The organism is Nitrosospira sp. Is2, from assembly GCF_033095785.1.
Taxonomy (GTDB): Bacteria; Pseudomonadota; Gammaproteobacteria; order Burkholderiales; family Nitrosomonadaceae; genus Nitrosospira.
Window position 1 is genome coordinate 1,758,964 of sequence record NZ_CP137134.1, and the last position, 19,822, is coordinate 1,778,785.

24 protein-coding genes and 1 tRNA gene are annotated in these 19,822 nt (G+C 54.2%); 11 read left to right on the top strand and 14 right to left on the bottom strand.

Translation table 11 applies throughout. The features are described from left to right. Nucleotides 1–4 precede the first annotated feature (4 nt). From hpf to R5L00_RS07825, 4 genes are read left to right on the top strand one after another with little or no spacing between them, the layout of a single operon-like run. Complete coding sequence (hpf, locus tag R5L00_RS07810; RefSeq protein WP_107694473.1) at nt 5–361, top strand: ribosome hibernation-promoting factor, HPF/YfiA family; 357 nt, start codon at nt 5–7, stop codon at nt 359–361. 56 nt (nt 362–417) lie between these two features. Beyond that, nucleotides 418–1,386, top strand: a complete 969-nt coding sequence (hprK, locus tag R5L00_RS07815) for an HPr(Ser) kinase/phosphatase (protein WP_317654068.1) — start codon at nt 418–420, stop codon at nt 1,384–1,386. A gap of 41 nt (nt 1,387–1,427) precedes the next feature. After that, on the top strand, nt 1,428–2,267 hold the full coding sequence (gene rapZ / locus R5L00_RS07820) for an RNase adapter RapZ (RefSeq protein WP_317654070.1): 840 nt from the start codon (nt 1,428–1,430) through the stop codon (nt 2,265–2,267). A 46-nt stretch (nt 2,268–2,313) separates the two neighbouring features. Next, nucleotides 2,314–2,934, top strand: coding sequence for a flavin prenyltransferase UbiX (locus tag R5L00_RS07825; protein WP_317654071.1), 621 nt, complete (start codon nt 2,314–2,316; stop codon nt 2,932–2,934). Between the two features lie 82 nt (nt 2,935–3,016). On the opposite strand, the gene R5L00_RS07830 is transcribed toward R5L00_RS07825, so the two are convergent. The 4 genes from R5L00_RS07830 to R5L00_RS07845 form a co-directional block, all read right to left on the bottom strand. Continuing rightward, complete coding sequence (locus R5L00_RS07830; RefSeq protein WP_317654072.1) at nt 3,017–3,661, bottom strand: 5-formyltetrahydrofolate cyclo-ligase; 645 nt, start codon at nt 3,659–3,661, stop codon at nt 3,017–3,019. Further along, nucleotides 3,654–4,760: an A/G-specific adenine glycosylase gene (gene mutY / locus R5L00_RS07835; protein WP_317654074.1), complete on the bottom strand. Its 1,107-nt coding sequence runs from the start codon at nt 4,758–4,760 to the stop codon at nt 3,654–3,656. The genes R5L00_RS07830 and mutY overlap by 8 nt, the downstream gene beginning before the upstream one ends. A 23-nt stretch (nt 4,761–4,783) precedes the next feature. Beyond that, the gene (locus R5L00_RS07840; protein ID WP_317654075.1) at nt 4,784–6,310 is read right to left on the bottom strand and encodes an AsmA family protein; all 1,527 of its coding nucleotides are present in this window, start codon (nt 6,308–6,310) and stop codon (nt 4,784–4,786) included. Nucleotides 6,311–6,323: 13 nt separating this feature from the next. Then, nucleotides 6,324–6,397 (bottom strand) — tRNA-Gly (locus R5L00_RS07845). Between the two features lie 223 nt (nt 6,398–6,620). Between R5L00_RS07845 and thiS the strand changes: the two genes are divergently transcribed. The 3 genes from thiS to trmB are packed head-to-tail and all read left to right on the top strand — an operon-like array spanning nt 6,621 to nt 8,409. Further along, a complete protein-coding gene (gene thiS, locus R5L00_RS07850; protein ID WP_317654076.1) occupies nt 6,621–6,866 on the top strand; it encodes a sulfur carrier protein ThiS in 246 nt (81 codons plus the stop codon). Nucleotides 6,867–6,882: 16 nt separating this feature from the next. Continuing rightward, nucleotides 6,883–7,698, top strand: coding sequence for a thiazole synthase (locus R5L00_RS07855; protein ID WP_317654077.1), 816 nt, complete (start codon nt 6,883–6,885; stop codon nt 7,696–7,698). Nucleotides 7,699–7,737: 39 nt separating this feature from the next. Further along, nucleotides 7,738–8,409, top strand: coding sequence for a tRNA (guanosine(46)-N7)-methyltransferase TrmB (gene trmB, locus R5L00_RS07860; RefSeq protein ID WP_317654079.1), 672 nt, complete (start codon nt 7,738–7,740; stop codon nt 8,407–8,409). Between the two features lie 24 nt (nt 8,410–8,433). On the opposite strand, the gene hemW is transcribed toward trmB, so the two are convergent. The 3 genes from hemW to rph all read right to left on the bottom strand — a co-directional run bounded on the left by hemW (nt 8,434) and on the right by rph (nt 11,067). Continuing rightward, nucleotides 8,434–9,663, bottom strand: a complete 1,230-nt coding sequence (gene hemW, locus R5L00_RS07865; RefSeq protein ID WP_317654081.1) for a radical SAM family heme chaperone HemW — start codon at nt 9,661–9,663, stop codon at nt 8,434–8,436. Nucleotides 9,664–9,745: 82 nt separating this feature from the next. After that, nucleotides 9,746–10,354, bottom strand: a complete 609-nt coding sequence (rdgB, locus tag R5L00_RS07870; protein WP_317654082.1) for an RdgB/HAM1 family non-canonical purine NTP pyrophosphatase — start codon at nt 10,352–10,354, stop codon at nt 9,746–9,748. After that, entirely contained in the window at nt 10,351–11,067 is a 717-nt protein-coding gene (gene rph, locus R5L00_RS07875; RefSeq protein WP_317654083.1) for a ribonuclease PH, read from the bottom strand. The genes rdgB and rph overlap by 4 nt, the downstream gene beginning before the upstream one ends. Before the next feature lie 226 nt (nt 11,068–11,293). Between rph and R5L00_RS07880 the strand changes: the two genes are divergently transcribed. Further along, the gene (locus R5L00_RS07880) at nt 11,294–12,148 is read left to right on the top strand and encodes a YicC/YloC family endoribonuclease (protein ID WP_317654145.1); all 855 of its coding nucleotides are present in this window, start codon (nt 11,294–11,296) and stop codon (nt 12,146–12,148) included. 56 nt (nt 12,149–12,204) lie between these two features. On the opposite strand, the gene R5L00_RS07885 is transcribed toward R5L00_RS07880, so the two are convergent. The 7 genes from R5L00_RS07885 to R5L00_RS07915 all read right to left on the bottom strand — a co-directional run bounded on the left by R5L00_RS07885 (nt 12,205) and on the right by R5L00_RS07915 (nt 17,343). Continuing rightward, nucleotides 12,205–13,032, bottom strand: coding sequence for a GAF domain-containing protein (locus tag R5L00_RS07885; protein WP_317654084.1), 828 nt, complete (start codon nt 13,030–13,032; stop codon nt 12,205–12,207). A gap of 567 nt (nt 13,033–13,599) precedes the next feature. Continuing rightward, on the bottom strand, nt 13,600–14,106 hold the full coding sequence (locus R5L00_RS07890; RefSeq protein WP_317654085.1) for a DUF302 domain-containing protein: 507 nt from the start codon (nt 14,104–14,106) through the stop codon (nt 13,600–13,602). Further along, nucleotides 14,103–15,098 (bottom strand): nitrilase-related carbon-nitrogen hydrolase, encoded by a 996-nt coding sequence (locus R5L00_RS07895; RefSeq protein ID WP_317654086.1) that lies wholly within the window; start codon nt 15,096–15,098, stop codon nt 14,103–14,105. Before R5L00_RS07895 ends, R5L00_RS07890 begins: the two co-directional genes overlap by 4 nt. A 251-nt stretch (nt 15,099–15,349) precedes the next feature. Further along, nucleotides 15,350–15,757 carry a cupin domain-containing protein gene (locus R5L00_RS07900; RefSeq protein WP_107694510.1) on the bottom strand — a complete coding sequence of 136 codons (408 nt, stop codon included), beginning with the start codon at nt 15,755–15,757 and terminating at the stop codon, nt 15,350–15,352. A gap of 612 nt (nt 15,758–16,369) precedes the next feature. Beyond that, complete coding sequence (locus tag R5L00_RS07905; RefSeq protein WP_317654089.1) at nt 16,370–16,624, bottom strand: cupin domain-containing protein; 255 nt, start codon at nt 16,622–16,624, stop codon at nt 16,370–16,372. Nucleotides 16,625–16,864: 240 nt separating this feature from the next. After that, complete coding sequence (locus R5L00_RS07910) at nt 16,865–17,074, bottom strand: hypothetical protein (RefSeq protein ID WP_317654091.1); 210 nt, start codon at nt 17,072–17,074, stop codon at nt 16,865–16,867. Beyond that, the gene (locus R5L00_RS07915) at nt 17,071–17,343 is read right to left on the bottom strand and encodes a carboxymuconolactone decarboxylase family protein (protein ID WP_317654092.1); all 273 of its coding nucleotides are present in this window, start codon (nt 17,341–17,343) and stop codon (nt 17,071–17,073) included. The genes R5L00_RS07910 and R5L00_RS07915 overlap by 4 nt, the downstream gene beginning before the upstream one ends. 888 nt (nt 17,344–18,231) lie before the next feature. Here R5L00_RS07915 and trxC point away from each other — a divergent pair. From trxC to rpoZ, 3 genes are all read left to right on the top strand, one after another. After that, nucleotides 18,232–18,663 carry a thioredoxin TrxC gene (gene trxC / locus R5L00_RS07920; RefSeq protein WP_107694511.1) on the top strand — a complete coding sequence of 144 codons (432 nt, stop codon included), beginning with the start codon at nt 18,232–18,234 and terminating at the stop codon, nt 18,661–18,663. A 131-nt stretch (nt 18,664–18,794) separates the two neighbouring features. After that, on the top strand, nt 18,795–19,412 hold the full coding sequence (gene gmk / locus R5L00_RS07925; protein ID WP_107694512.1) for a guanylate kinase: 618 nt from the start codon (nt 18,795–18,797) through the stop codon (nt 19,410–19,412). Between the two features lie 133 nt (nt 19,413–19,545). Then, the gene (rpoZ, locus tag R5L00_RS07930) at nt 19,546–19,752 is read left to right on the top strand and encodes a DNA-directed RNA polymerase subunit omega (protein ID WP_107694513.1); all 207 of its coding nucleotides are present in this window, start codon (nt 19,546–19,548) and stop codon (nt 19,750–19,752) included. Nucleotides 19,753–19,822 lie beyond the last annotated feature (70 nt).

Here is a 19,822-nt window from a genome sequence, read left to right on the forward strand (position 1 = left end):
CATAATGAACCTCAATCTTACCGGTCACCACGTTGAAATCACCCCTGCAATGCGGGACTATGTGACTTCAAAGCTGAGCAAAGTTACGCGCCACTTTGATCACGTTATCGATGTCAGCGTGATTCTGTCTGTAGAAAAACTCAGGCAAAAGGCTGAAGCCAATGTGCATGTGCGAGGCAAGGATATTTTTGTCGAGGCCGACGGCGCTGATATGTATGCTTCGATAGACAGTCTGGTTGACAAGCTTGATAGGCAGATACTCAGGCACAAGGAAAAGAATGCTGACCGCCGCAACAATGGCGGGTTGAAGAATCTGGAAGTGGAACAGCCTGAGGCCAATCCGGCTGATCCGGGATCGTAGTGGGTGGAGGGGAAAGTTCGCCCCGATTCCAGTTCATCTCGGAGGTGATCCATTAAATGTCGCAGATTACCGGCAGGCAACTTTTTGAGGACAAGGGACAAAAGCTGAATCTGGTGTGGGAGGCGGGTAGGGACGGGGGCGAGAGGAGTCTCGGCGATGATGCTATCGCCCGTTCTACGCAAGGGGTCATCGGTCATCTCAACTTCATTCATCCTAACTGGATACAGGTCCTGAGTCATACCGAGGCCGAATATCTGGACGGTCTCGACGCCGCGTCTCTGGACCAAAACATGCTGCGGCTTAGGCAAAGCAGCCTGTTTTGCATTATCGTGGCCGGCGGCGCTCCGGTGCCCGGTTCGATTAGAGCCCTTGCGGATTCCACCCGTACTCCCCTATTCTGCTCACCCTATTCCAGCCTCGAAGTGGTCTGGTTATTACGTCCGTATCTGGGCCGTGCGCTGGCGCCTTCCAGTAGCCTACACGGCGTGCTCTTGGACGTTCTCGGCTTGGGCGTAATGATTACCGGAGAAAGTGGTGTCGGGAAAAGCGAACTAGCGCTGGAACTTGTAAGCCGAGGGCATGGACTGGTCGCAGATGACGTCGTAGAACTTTATCGCATCGCGCCGGAGACGCTGGAAGGTCGGTGTCCGCCCATGCTGCGCGATTTTCTTGAAGTGCGCGGCTTGGGGATGCTGAATATTCGCACTATCTTCGGCGAAACCGCAGTGCGGCGGAAGAAGAATATGAAGCTCATTGTACACTTACAAAAACCCAGCAGCGCCGACTTTAATACAATGGAACGGCTCCCGATCAACGACGTTACCGAAAACATTCTGGAAGTCAATATCCGGAAGGTTATCATTCCCGTTGCCGCCGGCCGGAACCTGGCCGTACTGGTGGAGGCGGCTGTGCGCAATTACGTATTGCAACTACGAGGTATCGATAGCGCTCAAGAATTTCTCACCCGGCATCAACAGGAAATGGAGAACGGGCAAGACCAGCAGCAGGCAAAATATGAAACTTGAATTTTAGGGACAGATGGTTCTCATTTCCTGCGTTTTGAACAATGCAACTCATCGTCATTAGCGGCCTGTCCGGCTCGGGCAAGAGCATCGCGCTGACAGTTCTGGAGGATAGCGGCTATTACTGCGTGGACAATCTGCCAGCAAACCTGTTGCGGGAGGTGACGGTCTATTTAAGGGATTCGGGACACCCCCGCGTAGCGGTTAGCATTGACGCGCGGAGTCGCGATACGTTACCGCTGTTGCCGCAGCAATTGGCCGATTTGAGGCGGCAGGAAATGGAAGTGCATCTCTTGTTCCTTGAGGCCAAGACCGATACGCTGGTAAAGCGTTTTTCAGAAACGCGCCGCCGCCATCCGCTCAGCGATAATCGCTCGACCTTGCCTGAATGCATCGAACTGGAGCGCGAAATGCTGCGTGAAATTCGCGATCTCGCGAACTGCATCGATACGAGTGACTTGAGCGCCAGTTCATTGCGAACCTGGATTAGAGATTTCGTGGGGCTCGACCACGTGTGCCTGACTCTCCTGTTTCAATCATTCGGGTTCAAACATGGTGTGCCGCTGGATTCGGACATGGTATTCGACGTGCGTTGTTTGCCTAACCCGCACTACGAGGCATCGCTGCGTCCGCTTACGGGAAAAGATCGCGCTGTAATTGAATACCTGGATGCAAATGGCGAGGTCAACCGCATGTTCGAGGATATCAGGAAATTTGTGGACGACTGGTTGCCATGCTTCGTTCGCGACAATCGTAATTATCTGACCGTAGCCATTGGTTGTACCGGTGGCAGGCATCGCTCGGTATATTTTACCGAACGGCTTGCGCACCAGTTCAAGCCAAGCAATCAGGTTCTGGTGCGGCACCGGGAATTGGATGCTTAAAGTCGATTCTTGGGGCAGTTTTTCCTAATTGATGTGCTAGAACCAGATGAATGCTCCAAAAACTATCACGCTTGCTTACACCGGCGCATCCGGGATGCCCTACGGGGTGCGGCTGCTGGAATTATTGCTGGCCAGTGGTAATCGTGTATACCTACTGTATTCTCAGCCAGCCCAGATGGTGGCGCACCAGGAAATGCAATTTGTCCTGCCTTCTCGCGCAAAGGATGCGGAAGAGCTGTTCAGCCGTCGCTTTAATGCCGCCGAAGGACAGTTGCGGGTATTCGGACGGGAAGACTGGTCCGCGCCCGTGGCCTCAGGCTCAAACCCCCCCGATGCCATGGTGGTATGTCCTTGCACGATGGGAACACTGGCGGCAATCGCCGGGGGTTTGAGTCAAAAGCTCATCGAGCGCGCCGCGGATGTTATGCTTAAAGAAAAGCGCAAGCTTATTCTGGTTCCACGCGAAACGCCTTTTTCCTCAATTCACTTGGAAAACATGCTGAAGCTCGCACAAAGCGGGGCCGTCATTCTGCCTCCGAACCCCGGCTTTTATCATCACCCGCAAACGGTGGAGGATATGGTGGACTTTGTTGTTGCGCGGATACTTGATCATCTTGAGGTGGTGCATACGCTGATGGCCCGCTGGGGCGAGAACGAGAACCCATAAGTGAGCCCGCGAGAAGGCTCAGGCGGCATTCAGGTCGGCAATTCAATTCGATGTGCGGCGGACGGAACACGACGCGATGTTATCACCGGCCGGACTGTTCGCTGCCGAGCACACTCTCTGCCGCGCACGTCTCGGCCGAGATCAGTTCCAGGCCATTTATTGTTGAGCGATAAATTCCTGCCTCGGTCACGATAAAATCCATGGGAACGTCATGCGGCTGTGGATGCAATGTGTCCACGCGCAGTATTTCAAATGCCACTCCAATTGCAAGTGGACGGGGCGTGATTGCTACAAGGGTACGATCAAAATATCCGCTGCCGTACCCCAAGCGAAAGCCCTGCTTGTCAAAGCCGATCATGGGTATGACCATCGCGCGCACCGTCACCGGATCGGTGTTGTCGGGTACCGGAATATCGTAGGCACCGATTTTCATTGGCGCGTCCCGCCACCATTTGCGAAAATCCAGCGGTTCGTGTTTATTCACGACCTCGGGCAGTGCGAGTGTCGCGCCGCCTTCAGTAATAAAATCCATCAATGGGCGCGGATCGTATTCCCCCCGATGAGGCCAGCAGAACCCCACCACGGTGCTTTGCAAGGACGGAAAGCCCTTCTTGAGCAGGCCGGTGATCGCAGCGCTCCAGTCGCGGTATTCTTCCCTGGAAATTGACCCCCTGAGCTTTATCAATTCCGCCCGCTTTTCTCTTCGCCACTCCCTCCAGTTATCCATGTTTTTCGCCAGAACTCGATCGCAAATTCGTGAACAGTTTCCTCACCGGGGCGGGGATGGCTGACTGCAGCGCATCGTCAAGTGTTGTCCAGGTAGAGGTTCCTTCATGTTGTACTGTCGCAGAGGAAACCGAAATAACCTGAAGCAACTGGGGATAAATCCGTAGCCGGAAGTGAGTAAAAGTATGATCGAACGGCTGCATTTGCGCCTGAATCTGCGCCGGCATTCTGAGGTCCATTCCGAACCGGTGTTTGCAATGCTCTATGGTGTCTTCGCTGACAGCCATTTCGGGCAGACACCACATACCACCCCAGATCCCTTCGGGGGGGCGTTTTTCCAGGAAAATCTTTCCTGCATTCGTTAACACGAGCAGGACGGTTTCCCTCGAGGGGAGCGGCTTCCTCGGCCTTGGGGACGGCAGCTTGTCTACCAGATTGCCGCGAAACGCGACGCACTCCAGTTGCAGTGGGCATGACGCGCATTTCGGCTTGCTGCGCGTGCAAACGGTTGCACCCAGATCCATCAGCGCCTGGGTATAAGCCTCAACGCGCCCTTTAGTATTTTTCCCTGCTGTGCCATCCAATGGTGGCAGCAGTTCTTCCGCCTTCTGCCACAACAGCGTTTCGTTCTTTTTCTCGCCAGAATATCCTTCTATGCCGAAGCAGCGCGATAAAACACGTTTGACGTTGCCATCCAGTATCGCGCACCGCTCCCCATACGCGAATACGGCAATGGCCGCGGCGGTGGAACGTCCTATTCCCGGCAGCTTAAGGATCATGTCAGCGCTTGCCGGAAATTTTGCCTGATAATCCCGCACGATAAGACGTGCTGCCCGATGCAAATTTCTTCCACGCGAGTAATAGCCCAGCCCGCTCCATCGGGCCAATACTTCATCAAGAGATGCTTGGGCGAGGCTGCGGATATCGGGAAAGCTTTGCAGAAATCGCTGGTAGTAAGGGATAACCGTGCTGACCTGGGTCTGCTGCAACATGATTTCTGACAGCCATATCGCGTAGGGATCGCGGGTATTCTGCCACGGAAGGTTGTGGCGGCCGTGTTTTTCCTGCCAGCGGATCAGCTTTAAGTCGAAGGAATCCAAGCGGGTGCTCCAGCCTAGGTCGCCTAGTTGGACCGGATTGCGAGGCTCAGCCCGGATAACCTGGAGTTGGCCGTTTTCAACAGGCCTATCCGAATCGAACCCTCCAGGCTCAAATTATCCAGCGCCGATAGATCGAGCCATTGCTCGGATGCGTATGCGTTTCCCTTTTTTTCCAAATTTTCTCCCGGAGGTTGTGCTGGTGGCAGAAAGCGATCGAGATCCAATTGATCGATGTTTACATCAAAAATAAGACTGGGTTCGACGGCGGCAGAGGCCATTAATTTCGCTTTAATATTGGTGTCTGCGAACTGCCCGGTAAAATCCGCTTGGGCGTTTCGTGACTCCACATCAATAGCGACACTCCCCCGTAGCGCACCGTCAATGCCGGGGTTGGCCAGACCGGGGCCGCGCGCATGCATGACACCTTTAACCTCCGGAAGGTTCAACTGCCAAGTCGTGGGATTGGAGCTGAAGGGCGACTCCAGCATCGTATGGATGGTCCAATCATTTTTAACCGCTTCCAGCTCGACAAGCAAGGCGCCGCTCCGCAAGCCACTTACACTGGCCTCCAAGGCTGAGAGAGAGACCCGCGCGTTAACATTGAGTTTGCCCTCATGACCGCTCATCTCCGCCGCTACAGAGATTTTATCACCGCCCAATTTTTCATTCGCGAGGCTTAGCCGCGGCATGTAAAGTTTGATATCGAGGTTGCTCAGACCTCTTATTCCCGTGAGATTGATTGCCACATCGCTTGCCATAAACTCGGCGGTAACAGATTCGCTCGGAACACTGGCGACAAAATCACCCGTGCAATTCAACATAAATTGAGATATTCCCGGGAGTTGCCCCTTGCTTTCAAGGCGTACGCCCTGCACGGCGTAGTACTGCTTGTCGACATCAAGCGTCAAATCAAAAGCCAGCCTGGTGGCGAGATCAACCTCAGTTCCCTCGGAACGGCCGACCGCAAAGCCTAATTTAACCTTGCTGCGAACAGCACTAGCAGAGAGGCCGCGGGCACCCAGCCTGTCTGCTTCAACATTCAGGTCGGTAAACGCAAAATGTCTTCCGCTCTCCTCATCGCTAAAAGTAACCCTCGCTTTCTCCGTCGCCACACGCCCAACATTGAGTTTGAATTGTCCTGTTTCCTCGCTCTTGGCGATAAGATCGGCAATATTGATGCTGCCATCCTTTAACCGGATCAGATTGGCTTTCAGCCCCTTGATGAGAATCCCGTCCAGTTCCAGTTGTTTTCTCAGCAACGGCAACAAGGCGAGAGACACCAGAATACGCTCGGCAGAAGCGAATTCAACATTACTGTTACGTTCGCTGAGCGTAATTGGACCAAGTTCAATGCCGAGTCTGGGGAAGAGCGAGAGGGTAATATCGCCATCGAGCCTGAGCTCGCGCTGGTTCTTTTCCTTCACCAGTTCGGCGAGCAGAGGCTTGTAAGAATTTGGATCCAAAATAATAGCGAAATAGATGATAAGACCGAGCAGTAGAACCGTTACGAGAGCAATTACGATCAGGGCATACCTGAGGTAGCGGTTCATAGGCGGGACAAGATGGAGCGGGTGAAGGGAATCGAACCCTCGTCGTAAGCTTGGGAAGCTTCTGCTCTGCCATTGAGCTACACCCGCGATTCGGGCAGATTATACGACGAAATACCGAAGATTGGGCTGAGCCGTTACCCCGTGCAGCTCAAACGCGTCTCTTCACACGGTGCGCAGAATGCAGGCGGAAAGAGGCCGGATCCTCGACTATTAGACTTGTGCCCGCGTATAATTCATCTTCTGATCAGACTGTTTTAAAGCCGACCATGCCAGCTTCGCCAGTAACGTCGCCGTCTTCGCTGGATTTTAAATGATACAGCTCATTGTCAACGGTCAATCTCGATGCTTTCCCGCCGGCGAGGGGGGGGGCGCGCAGCACCACGATTCTAGTGGAGGGGTATTGAATATTACCCAGTTGCTGGAACACATGGGATTGCAAGGCAAGCGCATCGCGGTCGAGCGCAACGGTGAAATTATTCCGCGTAGCAAGTTTAGTCAGCCGATGCTTGTTGACGGCGACAGCCTGGAAATTGTCGTAGCGGTCGGTGGCGGATAAGGGGGCGGAAACAGTTTTGGACGACCTCATCGTAGCAGGCAAGGCGTATTCTTCCCGGCTCCTGGTAGGAACCGGGAAGTACAAGGACTTCTCCGAGACTCGCGCGGCGGTTGACGCCAGCGGTGCCGAAATCGTCACCGTGGCTATCCGCAGAACAAATCTGGGCCAAAATCCCGCTGAGCCCAATCTCCTGGATGTGCTGCCGCCCTCTCAATACACCTTATTGCCGAATACAGCCGGCTGCTACACGGTGGAGGACGCAGTGCGTACCTTACGTCTCGCACGCGAGTTGCTGGATGGTCACACGCTTGTAAAGCTGGAAGTTCTGGGGGACCCTAGGACGCTCTATCCAAACATGCTGGAAACCATCAAGGCGGCGGAAATCCTGATCAAGGAAGGCTTCCATGTAATGGTTTATACCTCGGACGATCCTATCGCCGCGAAACAACTGGAAGAAATCGGCTGCGTGGCGATAATGCCTCTCGCGTCCCTGATCGGTTCCGGCATGGGCATTTTGAATCCCTGGAACTTGCGAATCATCATTGAAAACGCTTCCGTCCCTATCATTGTCGATGCCGGTGTCGGCACAGCTTCGGATGCAGCTATCGCAATGGAGCTCGGCTGCGATGGCGTGCTGATGAACACCGCCATTGCTGCGGCGCGAAATCCGGTACTGATGGCTTCGGCCATGAAGAAAGCGGTAGAGGCAGGCCGCGAAGCCTATCTGGCGGGCCGCATGCCGAAGAAGCTGTACAGCGCGAGCCCCAGTTCGCCAGTAGACGGGACAATCGCCCCCAGTGGTCCTCACGCAGACAAAGACGAGTCAGTCTAGTCGCCCTGTTTCTCCCCCCTATTCCCCGCGCATCCCACGATGACAGAGCATCGCCCCATCCGTAGCTTTGTCCTTCGCCAGGGCCGCGTCTCCAATGCTCAGCGCAAAGCCTTGGAAACATTGATGCCGGAATACGGCATTTCGTTTAGAACAGGCCTGCTCGATTTTGAGCATATCTTCGGCAGAAGCGCTCCCACTTTTCTGGAGATCGGTTTCGGAATGGGGGAAACGACCGCCGCTATCGCAAGAGAGCATCCGCAGCATGACTACCTTGCCGTTGAAGTCCATTCGCCCGGCGTCGGCAGCCTGCTCAAGCAGACAAAAGAACTCGGGTTAACCAATATTCGCGTCCTTCAGCGTGACGTCGTCCAGTTGCTGCAGCACGGTCTGCCGCCTGAGTCTCTGGCTGGCGTTCATATTTTTTTTCCCGACCCGTGGCCCAAGGCGCGGCACCACAAACGGCGGCTGATACAGCCGGCATTCGTTGCTCTGCTATGCCGTCATCTGAAGCCCGGCGGTTATATTCATGCCGCGACCGACTGGCAAGAGTATGCCGAGCAGATACTGGCGGTCTTCGCAGATGAAACGCAGCTCGTCAACACCGCCATTGATTATGCGCCCCGCCCGGCGTACCGGCCTTTAACCAAATTTGAACAGCGCGGTTTGCGATTGGGGCACGGTGTATGGGATGTGGTATTTAGGAAAAAGTGAGGAAATGAGTAGGGGAGTGCATCCTTATTCCTTTCTTTTTTCCGGCAAGAAGATTTGCAGCAGGTCGTTCAGGAAACGCCTGCCGAGGAGGGTGGGCACGACGCGTTGGTAATCGCGCGTAATGAGTTCCCGGTTTTCTGCCTCGTCAAGTTGGCGCTGAATGCTGGTGATGGGAAGCCCGGTGCGCTCCACAAATGTTTCTGTGGTAAAGCCTCCTGTGAGGCGTAGCGCGTTCATCATGAATTCAAATGCCCTGTCATTGCGCCCGACTTCATGTTGTTCCATGAGAGCCGGACCCGCATCGACGGTACGCGCAAGCGTATTCTCAAGATATTCTTTCGGTTGCCTATAGCGTATCTGACGCAGGATCTTGTCGCGGTAGCTTATTTTACTGTGCGCCCCCGCACCTATTCCCAGATAATCACCAAATAGCCAGTAGTTCATATTATGGCGGGCTTCCTGTCCTGGCTGAGCGAAAGCGGAAGTCTCGTAGTTCCCGTACCCGCCACTCGCCAGCGTTTGCTCGATCATAAGCTGCATTTCAGCCGCGAGATCGTCATCGGGCAGCGGCGGCGGATAGCGGTGAAATAATGTATTGGGCTCCAGCGTCAAATGATAGGCAGAGATATGTGTAACACCGCTTGCGACGGCAGTCTCGATGTCCTTGCGCGCGTCCTCCAGCGTCTGATCCGGCAATCCATACATCAGATCCAGATTCACATTGTCAAAATTTCTTTGAGCAATCTCGATCGCTCGGCGGGCATCGTTATCGTCGTGTATGCGCCCCAGCGATCGAAGATGCGCGCGATTGAAACTCTGGATTCCAACTGATAGGCGATTGATCCCTGCAGCGCGGAAATCCGCGAACTTCTGCATTTCGAAGGTTCCCGGATTGGCTTCGAGCGTGACCTCCGCGAGAAGCTCAAGCGGAAGCAACGCCCTTACAGCGGAGAGGATGGTTTCGATGGATTGGGCCCTAAACAGGCTAGGCGTGCCGCCGCCAAAGAATACGCTGACTACCTGGCGTCCCCATACTTGGGGCACCGCTGTTTCTAGATCGTGGACAAGTGCGGCGACATACTCAGCCTCGGGCATGTCCTTCCCCTCGGGGCGCACTTCATGAGAGTTGAAATCGCAATAGGGGCATTTTTTAACACACCAGGGAATATGGATGTAGAGACTCAGCGGTGGTAAAGACCCTAGCCTCGGCGCTTGGGAGCCCATTATGAGCGCGGGGGAAATAGTGGTCGTCATGATCCAACCCGGAGATAACAAGAAGACATAAAAGGAGCAGTGGCTTCAACCAGCAATAAGTATCGGCTCCTTATTCTTTTACTCAAAAAGCGTTTTCCGCGAGTCGCGCCAGGAGTCGTGCCAGCGCTTGCCCTCGATGACTGATTCGATTTTTCTGATCCATCGGAAGTTCCGCTGCGGTTTTCCCCAGATCGGGAAGAAAAAAATAAGGATCGTAACCGAATCCGCCTTCGCCACGCCTATCCGAAACGATTTGGCCGTGCCAGATGCCGTCCGCGATGACCGGTTGAGGGTCATCCGCGTTGCGCAGCAACACAATGACGCAATAATAGTGCGCCCTGCGGTCAGCTAGATTTGCAAGTGCGTCGATGAGTTTGCGGTTGTTGCGCTCGTCCGATTTTGGTTCGCCTGCATACCGCGCCGACAGGACCCCTGGCTCACCATTCAGAGCATTCACGCAGATGCCGGAATCGTCGGCCAAAGAACGTAGGCCGGTCCGTTCACACGCGTGACGGGCCTTGACGATGGCATTTTCGATAAAAGTGCGATGGGGTTCGTCGACCTCAGGGACCTTGAAGTCTGATTGCGGCAACACCTCGAACCCCAGCGGTCCCAGCAAGTGGCTGATTTCACGAATTTTGCCAGTATTATTACTGGCGATGACAAGTTTCTGCAAATCGGATGCTCTCATCCGGCTAGTGCCGCTTTCTGAATCCGAATCAGTTCCCGTATTCCCTGCTGCGCCAGGTCCACCATGTCGTCCAATTCCTCCCGGCTGAACGCAGCGCCTTCTGCAGTACCCTGCATTTCCACGAGGCCGAGGTCACCATTCATCACCACATTCATGTCTGTATCGCAGCGTGAGTCCTCAAGGTAATCCAGGTCGAGCACCGGCACGCCCTCATATACGCCTACCGATACAGCGGCAACATGAGCGCGTATGGGGGTCGCTTCAAGCACTTGTCGACGCAACAGCGTTTCAACTGCATCATGCACCGCAACAAACGCACCGGTAATGCTGGCTGTGCGGGTACCTCCATCGGCCTGGATCACATCGCAGTCGACCTGGATCGTGCGCTCTCCCAGTTTACTGAGATCCATTACCGAACGCAGCGCTCGTCCGATCAGGCGTTGAATCTCCATGGTGCGGCCAGACTGCTTGCCCTTGGCCGCCTCGCGCTGCATCCGTTCGCCGGTGGAACGAGGCAGCATGCCGTACTCCGCAGTAAGCCAGCCCTGTCTCTTGTCGCGGAGAAATGGAGGCACTTTTTCATCAATGCTGGCCGTGCAGAGTATCCTGGTGTCGCCGCACTCTATGAGCACGGAGCCTTCCGCATGCTTGGTGTAGTGCCGCGTGACTTTGACTGGGCGAAGTTCCGCTGGGGCACGATTGCTTGGGCGCATGATATTTGATCGATCTTGGAGGATAAAAACGCGGCGTATCTCGCCGTGCAAGGAGGCTGAAAACTCGCCATCGCCATCGCCGACGCCGCTGAGCGCCAGCGTTGTGCAACGTCAAGATAAGAATCCGTTTTGCAAACCCAGGGCATTCGATATGCGATAATCCCCCTGGATATTATTTTACCGCATTAAGGACCTGCCAGTGAATGAGTTAGCCGCGATCTACAGCATGACCGGCTATGCCGTAGTCACCAGGGAGTTGCCTCAGGGTTCCCTGAATCTGGAGCTGCGTTCCCTCAACAACCGCTATCTCGACATCCAGTTCCGCCTGCCGGACGAACTCCGGATGTTGGAAGGCTCAATGCGTGAGTTGCTGGTAGCCCGGTTGAATCGAGGAAAGATCGAGTGCCGTGTAAACTTTTTATCATCTGTCAGCACCGAAAATCTCCAGCATATCAACAGCGATTTATTGCATAAGCTTTTGAAGTTGAATCAGGTCGTTCGGGCAACCCTGCCTGATGCCGGTAGCCTCGATGTGGCGGATGTTCTCCGCTGGCCGGGAATGCTGGGCTCCGCAGCGCTGCCTGTGGCAGACCTGTCCGGTCCGTGCATGGAGTTGCTGGGCACTGGTTTGGACGAGCTGGCGGCAGCGCGGGCGCGAGAGGGTGAGAAACTCAAGCTCATACTGCTTGAACGATTGGCGCGGATACGCCGTCTGGCGGCCGAAGCAGTTCCGCGTATTCCCGTCTTGATCACGGCGTTTCAGGAAAAGCTCAAGGCTCGGCTGTGCGAAGCCATGATTAGTTGCGATGACGACCGCATTCGCCAGGAATTGACATTATTTGCCAGCAAAATTGACGTAGACGAGGAATTGTCGCGCCTTCAGACTCACCTGGACGAAGTAGAACGGGTATTAAGCAAAGGGGGCGCAATCGGCAAGCGGCTTGATTTCCTGATGCAAGAGCTTAATCGCGAAGCTAACACGATCGGGTCAAAATCGGTGGACGCAGAAGTGTCGAAAATGTGCGTTGAGCTAAAAGTCCTGATTGAGCAGATGCGGGAGCAGGTGCAGAATCTTGAGTGACATTTCACTCAGAACCATTGCGTCCTCGGGTTCCAGCACGACCCTCTACTGAACATCTATGGGCTCGGAGACGATTCCTTAATGGACGATGGGGAGGCGTGCTCCTCGGATTCCGGAGCCCCCTTTCCTCTCCGCCCAATCCGTTTACTATGCCGCTGCAAATTGCTATTTAACTGGGAAATGATGTCTGACGCCACATTAATTATCTGGCTTGAGCCGAAGCCCGTGCGTGTCATTTCCTTATAGAAGGATTTGGCCACGATTTTTGCTATTTGATCGGGGTTATGCAAAACGCTTGTCAATGGGCTGCCGATGTTTTGTTGCGCCTCCTGTATGAGCGCCATCTGTGCGAAACGGGAATTCAGAATACTCTGAAGTTGCAATGTCTGAATCGATTTACCAATAAACATGGCGACGACATCCAGCAAATTCAGGTCACCCGGCCTGAATGATTTTCCGTTTTCGCAATCCGTCACGTTGACCACGCCCACAATCCCGGCATCGATTCTTATTGGTGAGCACAACAGGCTCTTAGGTGAATCGTTGGCGCGGCGTGCCCCGCCGGCGAACCGCGATTCGTGTATGTTCTCGATAAAAAGGGATTTTCCCGTGGCAACTACATGCCCGGCAATACCCTCTCCCTTACGCACCGATTCCTTGTATGCAGCTGCTGCCAGCGGGCCATAACTGCCACAAACTCTCATGCGCGGATTTTCAGGGTCGCCTTCATTCAAAAGCATGATCGAACAATGTTGAGCTTGCAGGATTTTAGCCGTCTTTTCCGCGAGCTGTAAAAGACTGTCGTCGAGACTGTCCGCTTCCAGAAAACCGGATATATCCTGAAGCCTGATGAGCTGATTTTCGACACCGTCGGTAACGTCCATTTCTTACCTCATCGGGCTCTGTTGCAAAAAAAGACAAACTAGAACTGTGGTCCTTGATCTGATTTATTATGCCGTGTAGATACCCAATTGCCTTTCAATGGATTTCCCATCGGTACCGCGGTGTGTGCTGATGGCAGGGAGTTCGGTCAGGTAGCCGCGGAAATCCGGGCCTAATTCGAGAAGGTAAAGCGCATTACCGTACGAAAGGGGTCCCCGTCGACGAAAAATAGATATTTAGTACAGCCCTCTGAGCCGGAGTCTCGATGGCAGGCCCAGTTGTTCATGGATAATTAACGGCCAAACTCGACACAGCTGGAGAATTTATTCGCGCGGGATATGAACGATCAAAGATGATTAGAACGTATGCTCGCCGATCCGTCGCTGAGCAATGCGGATGCTAGTGGGGTAAATAGCAACGTCAGCGTCCGGAAAGGAGTCCGGTAAGGCTCGGTTTGCCGAACCTGGCAGAGCACCCGCTCGCTGGCGCATCAATAAATGCTCATATTTTACTACTGGGGAGACTTGTTCAGGGTCCCTAGGATCAGTTGTGACAGGAGGCTGGTCAGCCTACGCCATCGTCACCTTTGCGGCCAACGCCTGGAGCTTCGCATCAAGTTCCCTGGCGGCCGCGAGCAGTGGTTCATTTGTCTCGACGGCCATTAGCGATGAGGGCCTTACATATGTCAGGCTGCTTTGATCCTGGTCCTCTTCAATCACGATGAGTTCCACCGGCGCGAAAAGACCCGCCGTCAAATCATGCCGCAACATAGTGATGGCTAGCACTGGGTTTCCGATTATGAAGCGCACTACCTTCTTTTGAATGCCGACTTTCTTTATCCAGGCACCATGATTCATCACGGCGAATAGGATAAAGCCACTGGGGCCCGCATGAGACTCCACTTCCGCCTTGTACGACTCCCAGCTTTCAAACTTTGCAGGAAGGTCGTCGATCATCAGTGGTTTTCCTCCGACGTCGGCCAGCAATGCGCGCACGACTTCGTCAAAACATTTCTTGCTGTCGAATCTGATGCGGGCGCCCTGGAAGGGGATTTCTTGCGGGCTGTCAGTTGTCATCGTCGTTCTCCCGCGGTTACGGCGCAATGATCATCGCCTTCCTCGGCAACAGCAATACGGTGAGCGTTGCGCTCTTCGATATGAGCAACGGGCGTGCGATCAATCAACAGGCTGAGGAGTTCCGGGCGACTATAGTGGCCGCGCGAATCCATTTTTCCCTTGCGCTTATCGATCAAGGAGAAATCAAGATCGGCGATCACCACGCCTTCACCGGAGCGCAGGGGCTCACCCATCAATTCGCCTTGCGGGGAGACGATCGCCGTAAAGCAGCCACTAGAGATCGGGCCGATGGGGCACCCCGTGTCCTGCATAATTTGAGCCTGTTGATCGGCATTCAACCAAGCGGTGGCGTTGACAACGAAGCAGCCGGACTCAAGTGCGTGTTGGCGGATGTTCACCTGGGTCTGTTCGGAGAAGATGTCGCCCCCGAACGATCCGGGATACATCGCGGAATGAATTTGCTCGCTATCAGCCATCAATGCGTAGCGGGCGAGCGGGTTGTAATGTTCCCAGCAAGCCAGTTGACCGATGCGACCGACTGCGCTGTCGACAACCCGCAGTCCGGAACCGTCGCCCTGCCCCCAGATCATGCGTTCATGGTAGGTCGGGGAAATCTTGCGGCGGCGCTGAATCAAGGATCCGTCAGCATTGAACAGCAACTGTGCGTTATAGAGGGTGCCACCATCGCGCTCATTTACGCCAATGGATACCACCATCCCGGCTTGCCTACAAGCTTCACCGATGGCGCGAGTAGCGGTCGAGGGTACGGTCACTGCTTGGTCAAGTAATCGGAGGTATTCCGTCTCCATCTCGAATGGCCGCTGTACAAAGGAGAAATAGGGGTAGTACGGTACCACCGCCTCTGGGAACGTGGCGAACTGGACGCTTTGGCGGCCAAGCTCGATAATCTTCTGTACGACTTTGCCCACCGTGCCTTCGCGGCTGTAAAGCACAGGGCTGATTTGTACCGCAGCGCCTTTTATGATGTTCATCGCAGAACCTTTTACGGTCAATTATGGAAAGCTGAGGGTGCCGTGCGTGGAGTCGACCAGGCCGTCTGTTCTCGGGAGCATCCGGCCAAGTTAAAACTCTCTCAACGCAGCCCGATCCAGCCCCGCAAGCCTTGAGAATCGTGTGCATTCTGTCGGACGTACTACACGAAGAACTTCTGACGCCCCGTATGAAATTTTTTCTGACCACAGGTCGACCGCTCTAACCCATCGGTGCAACTCAAAGCGGGCCTTTACTTTTCTAGTACTAGAGATGGAGCACCTTTTTCCTTAATTAGGAAAACAAGGAATTTTGCTGGCTTTGTTCTACTTGCGTTCCGGGAAACGGTGTGAATATCGTTGGGATCTTCATAATAGCTCTGGCCTGGCACCAGCGTGATTTCTTTTCCGCCTTTCACCTGCGTCACGATGGAACCTTCCAGTACGTAAAGAAACACCTGGGCATTGTGGCGGTGGACAGGGCTCGAATAGCCCGGCGGAAAGTCCACGGTGTACATCTCAACTTCCTTGCCGGAAACTCCTGCCAGATCCTTCGATATGAGCGGAGTGACAGTCTCCTGCGCCATCACGGGACGGGTTATGATCAGAGCGCCGGTTATGAGGAATGCCAGCAACAACATTGGTTTTGCAGACATATGCATTGCTCCTTCTAAGCGTATAGTGGTTTAGAATTGTGTGTGAGAAGACAAATCAATGGAGCTGGTCCTACTCGTTTGAACAGGGGCCCACGTTTGTAGGTGGAATATTCGCTGATTCTCGCGCTGCCAGTTCAACCGCCCGGCAGCACCCGGCATAGGTCTCATCAGATGTTTCCCTGCCTAATCTCGAATGAGGGCCTAGATCCGGTTGTACCAATCCAAGTATTGCATGATTTGATGCTCTAGCTTCAGCGGCTGAGTCACAGGCATGCAAATACACCTGCTCTTACTTCACCGACTTCCACAGGCGCTCGACGAACACTTTGTTCCTCCATACCCCGGCCATGCGGAACTTGCCCCCCTGTTCCTGAAGGCCTGCACAACCTCATGCGCGTGAACTGGTTGCCCTGATCGCTATTCACATCCTCCGGTTTCCTGCCAGGCAGGTTAAATAGTTGCATGTTTATATACAAGGCCCAATTTGACTGTAGTACAGAAAGAATTTTTTGCTAAATAAGGATTACGGTGGCTGGAATTAGAGCCAGCAAGGCCAAAGGTTTACGCACACGCTGTCATGGATAGTCGCAGCGGTGGTCGACTGAAGCCGTGTGGGCGTCAGTGCGTCGGCGTAAGAACAGGCTCGTCGCTGTTCTTTAACAGAAAGACCAGAAACTTCGCGGGCTTGGTGAGGCTGGCGTTGCGACCGATGGTGTGCACATCGTTCGGGCCTTCGTAGAAGGTCTGGCCGGCTGTCAGCGTCACCGGCTCTCCGCCCTGCACGCTCATCACAATCGAACCCTCCAGCAGTAGATGAAACCCCATGCGCATTGTGGCGATGCACGGGGTCGACGGCGCCAGGCGGATATTCAACGGTGAGCATCAGGGTTTCCTTGCCCGGATAATCGCCCAGCGCCTTGGTCATCGACGGCGTCACGCGCGCCGATATTGGCGCCTGCTCTGCGCCAGCAGTACCGGCTGCCAACAACAGCAGCACGGCGAGAGTTCTGAAAATAGTCATGGCTTGTTCCTCGTTGCTGGCCTGAGCGGCCGATGGGCCGTGGGTGAGTTCGGCGCGACGACGTACCCTCCCGCAGTCGCGCCGATGCATGATCAGCACAGACGGGATTTGTCCAAGCCCAATTCCTTGTCGTACGTGCCGGGCACTGCCTGGAAGCCCACGTTGACGCGATTCCAGGCGTTGATCGACATCACCAGGAAGGTCAGGTCGGACAATTCCTTCTCGGACAGCTGTGTCCGAACATGCTCGTAGACGTCATCCGGTACGCCGTGGGCGGGGAGCTGGGTCAGGATTTCAGTCATGCCAACGCGGCGCGCTCGCGCGGAACGAACAGTGTGGACTCGCGCCAAATCGCGATATGGTGCAGACGGAGCGGTCGTTCACCATGGATCGTGGCTTCCTTGACGTGCATGTCCAAGCAGAACGCGCAGCCGTTGATTTGCGATGCCCTGATATTCACCAGATCATGAATCGACTCCTCGATCGCGGAGTGCCTTAGGGCCGTGCTGAACTCGACGAATTTATTGAACAGCTCGGGTGATTGCTTCTGATACTCGATGCGCTGGGTCATGATGAATCCTCGATGGTGGACAAAGCCCTATCAAGGTGACTGGGTGTCGTCAGTCACCCGGGCCGGGACGGACGCGCCGCGGGACGCAGTCAAGATGTGAGTCGCTGCTGGCGACTGGCTGCATGAAGGCGGATGACAGACAAACCACGTCGATCTCCATGCTTTCTCTCCTATAGGTTTAAACAAATATTTCTATAGTTCCAATTCTCTTTGAAGGACTACTACAGCCACTTCCCAGCCACTTCCTGATCTATCTATAGCACAAAACTCCAGATTTTCTTTCTGGTGGCATTCCAAAGCTGGGTGTCAAGGCTTCGACATCGTGATGCGCTTAGACGGGCGAGTGCAGACGTCTGCAATTTCAGTCGTTGCCGTTACGGGACGTTCGCGTCGTGAATTTATAAGGTATCCGGATGAGGGATAACGCCTTTATTAAATCTGTCGTGGCAGAGTTCGAAGTCGCTCGATAAACATTAGTAGCGATAGATTCAATACCAGAATGCAGAAGATGAGGAATCGTGAACTCGCCGACGCCCAGAAAGAGTTGCTGGCGCATTCCTGCAGGAATACTCATCTGGGCGTTTATAGCGACCCTCTGCATGTTTTATATGGCATAGCCAGCGATCAAGGCAATTGGATGTGTACCCAAGTGTGTACCCATAGAGAATAATTGATGTGGAAACGCCAGCGTTCATGCGCTTTGTAGCCCTATAGTTCGGATTCAGATGCAAGCTTGAGTAGCCCTCAGCTGAATTCAAAGCGAAGGGTCGAAACAGGGTTTTAGGAGATGGTGTTGGGCCTAGTGGACTTGCTACAGCATGATAAAGCTTGAAGAGGCGTATCCTCGTCCCCATCTGCTTGTTAATTACATCCAGATAAGGAACACTCATGACCGATTCCCTTCACCTTGTCTGCCCGCACTGCCACGCGGTTAACCGCGTGCCCGCCAGCAGACTCGACCAGCGCCCGAACTGCGGCCACTGTCATCAGCCGTTATTCACCGGCCACCCAGTGGAATTGACCGCAAGCAATTTTACGAAATACCTTGATCGCCACGATATACCGGTCCTGGTCGATTTCTGGGCTCCGTGGTGCGGACCGTGCAAAATGATGGCTCCAGCCTATGTGCGAGCCGCGGCCATGCTGGAGCCGCGCGTTCGCTTGGCCAAAGTGAACACAGAAAACGAGCAAGCGCTGGGGGCGCAATATAACGTTCGCAGTATCCCGACCCTGATCCTGTTTAAAGGCGGGCAAGAAATAGCGCGACAGGCAGGAGCAATGACCGCTCAGGATATTGTCCATTGGGTAAACTCTCATTAGTTGAGGTTCGTCGAGTGCGCCCGAAGCTGTTACACTTCAGTCCTCCCAGCCTGCGTGCGCCCTAACCGGCCTAAGCCCGAAAGAGAAAGACGTAAGCCGGCGCTGTGCGGGGATTTTGGGCGAATTTCATTATGACCGCGACGCCGGGTAGTTTATATATCATCAGCGCCCCATCAGGGGCGGGAAAAACCAGTCTGGTTCGAGCACTGCTTCAAAGCGCGGTGGATCTCAGCCTGTCGGTTTCATACACCACGCGGCCGCCACGCCCCGAAGAAGTCGACGGACGTGATTACCACTTTGTCAGTCGTGAAGCTTTCGAGCAGAGGCTGAAGCAGGGGGAGTTCCTGGAAAGCGCTCAGGTTTACGGAAACTTATACGGCACCTCGAAAACATGGATCAATGACGCCTTAAGCGTGGGACGTGACATCCTGTTGGAAATTGACAGCCAGGGCGCCCGGCAAGTACGGCGGGTTTTTCCAGCATCAGTGGCGATCTTTGTCCTGCCGCCATCGCTCGAGGTATTGGAAGAGCGTTTGAGAAACCGGGCTCAGGATAGCCCTGAAGTGATCAGTCAGCGCCTGGCTTCGGCTCGTGACGAGATCAGTCATGTGGGAGAGTACGATTATGTTATTCTCAATGACATGCTCGACCATGCGTTGCATGATTTGAAATGCATCGTGCAGGCCGAACGCCTGAGTGTGGTGAAGCAGCTGGCCCGGCATCATTCCCTTCTTACCCAGCTAGGCTGATCACCGGGTTTATGATGCGAGAGCCGGGGAATACATCAGGTCATCTTGTTGCTCGGTACATATGTACCGATAAAGGTTGCCGTTATTCACATACGCATTCTATACTTCCATTTCTATAAGTAGGGGCAAGACCATGGCTCGTATTACCGTTGACGATTGTTTAAAAAGAATTCCCAACCGTTTTGACATGACGCTGGTGGCAACCATTCGAGCGCGGCAGCTTTCGATTGGAGGAACACCAATGGTGGAGCCTGCGCGCGACAAGCCTACGGTTATAGCGTTGCGTGAGGTTGCCCAGGGAAGAATCGGGGTGGAAATCCTTTCAACAGGACCGCTTTGATCCAGGTCGGGCAAGCTTTGATGTCTGCTTGATTAGCTGTACATGATCAGAAGTATTGGTTTATCTCGAC

Coding starts and splice junctions, on each gene's coding strand:
- hpf (WP_107694473.1), top strand. CDS start 5: ATGAACCTCAATCTTACCGGTCACCACGTTGAAATCACCCCTGCAATG.
- hprK (WP_317654068.1), top strand. CDS start 418: ATGTCGCAGATTACCGGCAGGCAACTTTTTGAGGACAAGGGACAAAAG.
- rapZ (WP_317654070.1), top strand. CDS start 1,428: ATGCAACTCATCGTCATTAGCGGCCTGTCCGGCTCGGGCAAGAGCATC.
- R5L00_RS07825 (WP_317654071.1), top strand. CDS start 2,314: ATGAATGCTCCAAAAACTATCACGCTTGCTTACACCGGCGCATCCGGG.
- R5L00_RS07830 (WP_317654072.1), bottom strand. CDS start 3,661: ATGGATAACTGGAGGGAGTGGCGAAGAGAAAAGCGGGCGGAATTGATA.
- R5L00_RS07840 (WP_317654075.1), bottom strand. CDS start 6,310: ATGAACCGCTACCTCAGGTATGCCCTGATCGTAATTGCTCTCGTAACG.
- thiS (WP_317654076.1), top strand. CDS start 6,621: ATGATACAGCTCATTGTCAACGGTCAATCTCGATGCTTTCCCGCCGGC.
- trmB (WP_317654079.1), top strand. CDS start 7,738: ATGACAGAGCATCGCCCCATCCGTAGCTTTGTCCTTCGCCAGGGCCGC.
- hemW (WP_317654081.1), bottom strand. CDS start 9,663: ATGACGACCACTATTTCCCCCGCGCTCATAATGGGCTCCCAAGCGCCG.
- rdgB (WP_317654082.1), bottom strand. CDS start 10,354: ATGAGAGCATCCGATTTGCAGAAACTTGTCATCGCCAGTAATAATACT.
- rph (WP_317654083.1), bottom strand. CDS start 11,067: ATGCGCCCAAGCAATCGTGCCCCAGCGGAACTTCGCCCAGTCAAAGTC.
- R5L00_RS07880 (WP_317654145.1), top strand. CDS start 11,294: ATGACCGGCTATGCCGTAGTCACCAGGGAGTTGCCTCAGGGTTCCCTG.
- R5L00_RS07885 (WP_317654084.1), bottom strand. CDS start 13,032: ATGGACGTTACCGACGGTGTCGAAAATCAGCTCATCAGGCTTCAGGAT.
- R5L00_RS07890 (WP_317654085.1), bottom strand. CDS start 14,106: ATGACAACTGACAGCCCGCAAGAAATCCCCTTCCAGGGCGCCCGCATC.
- R5L00_RS07895 (WP_317654086.1), bottom strand. CDS start 15,098: ATGAACATCATAAAAGGCGCTGCGGTACAAATCAGCCCTGTGCTTTAC.
- R5L00_RS07900 (WP_107694510.1), bottom strand. CDS start 15,757: ATGCATATGTCTGCAAAACCAATGTTGTTGCTGGCATTCCTCATAACC.
- R5L00_RS07910 (WP_317654091.1), bottom strand. CDS start 17,074: ATGACTGAAATCCTGACCCAGCTCCCCGCCCACGGCGTACCGGATGAC.
- R5L00_RS07915 (WP_317654092.1), bottom strand. CDS start 17,343: ATGACCCAGCGCATCGAGTATCAGAAGCAATCACCCGAGCTGTTCAAT.
- trxC (WP_107694511.1), top strand. CDS start 18,232: ATGACCGATTCCCTTCACCTTGTCTGCCCGCACTGCCACGCGGTTAAC.
- gmk (WP_107694512.1), top strand. CDS start 18,795: ATGACCGCGACGCCGGGTAGTTTATATATCATCAGCGCCCCATCAGGG.
- rpoZ (WP_107694513.1), top strand. CDS start 19,546: ATGGCTCGTATTACCGTTGACGATTGTTTAAAAAGAATTCCCAACCGT.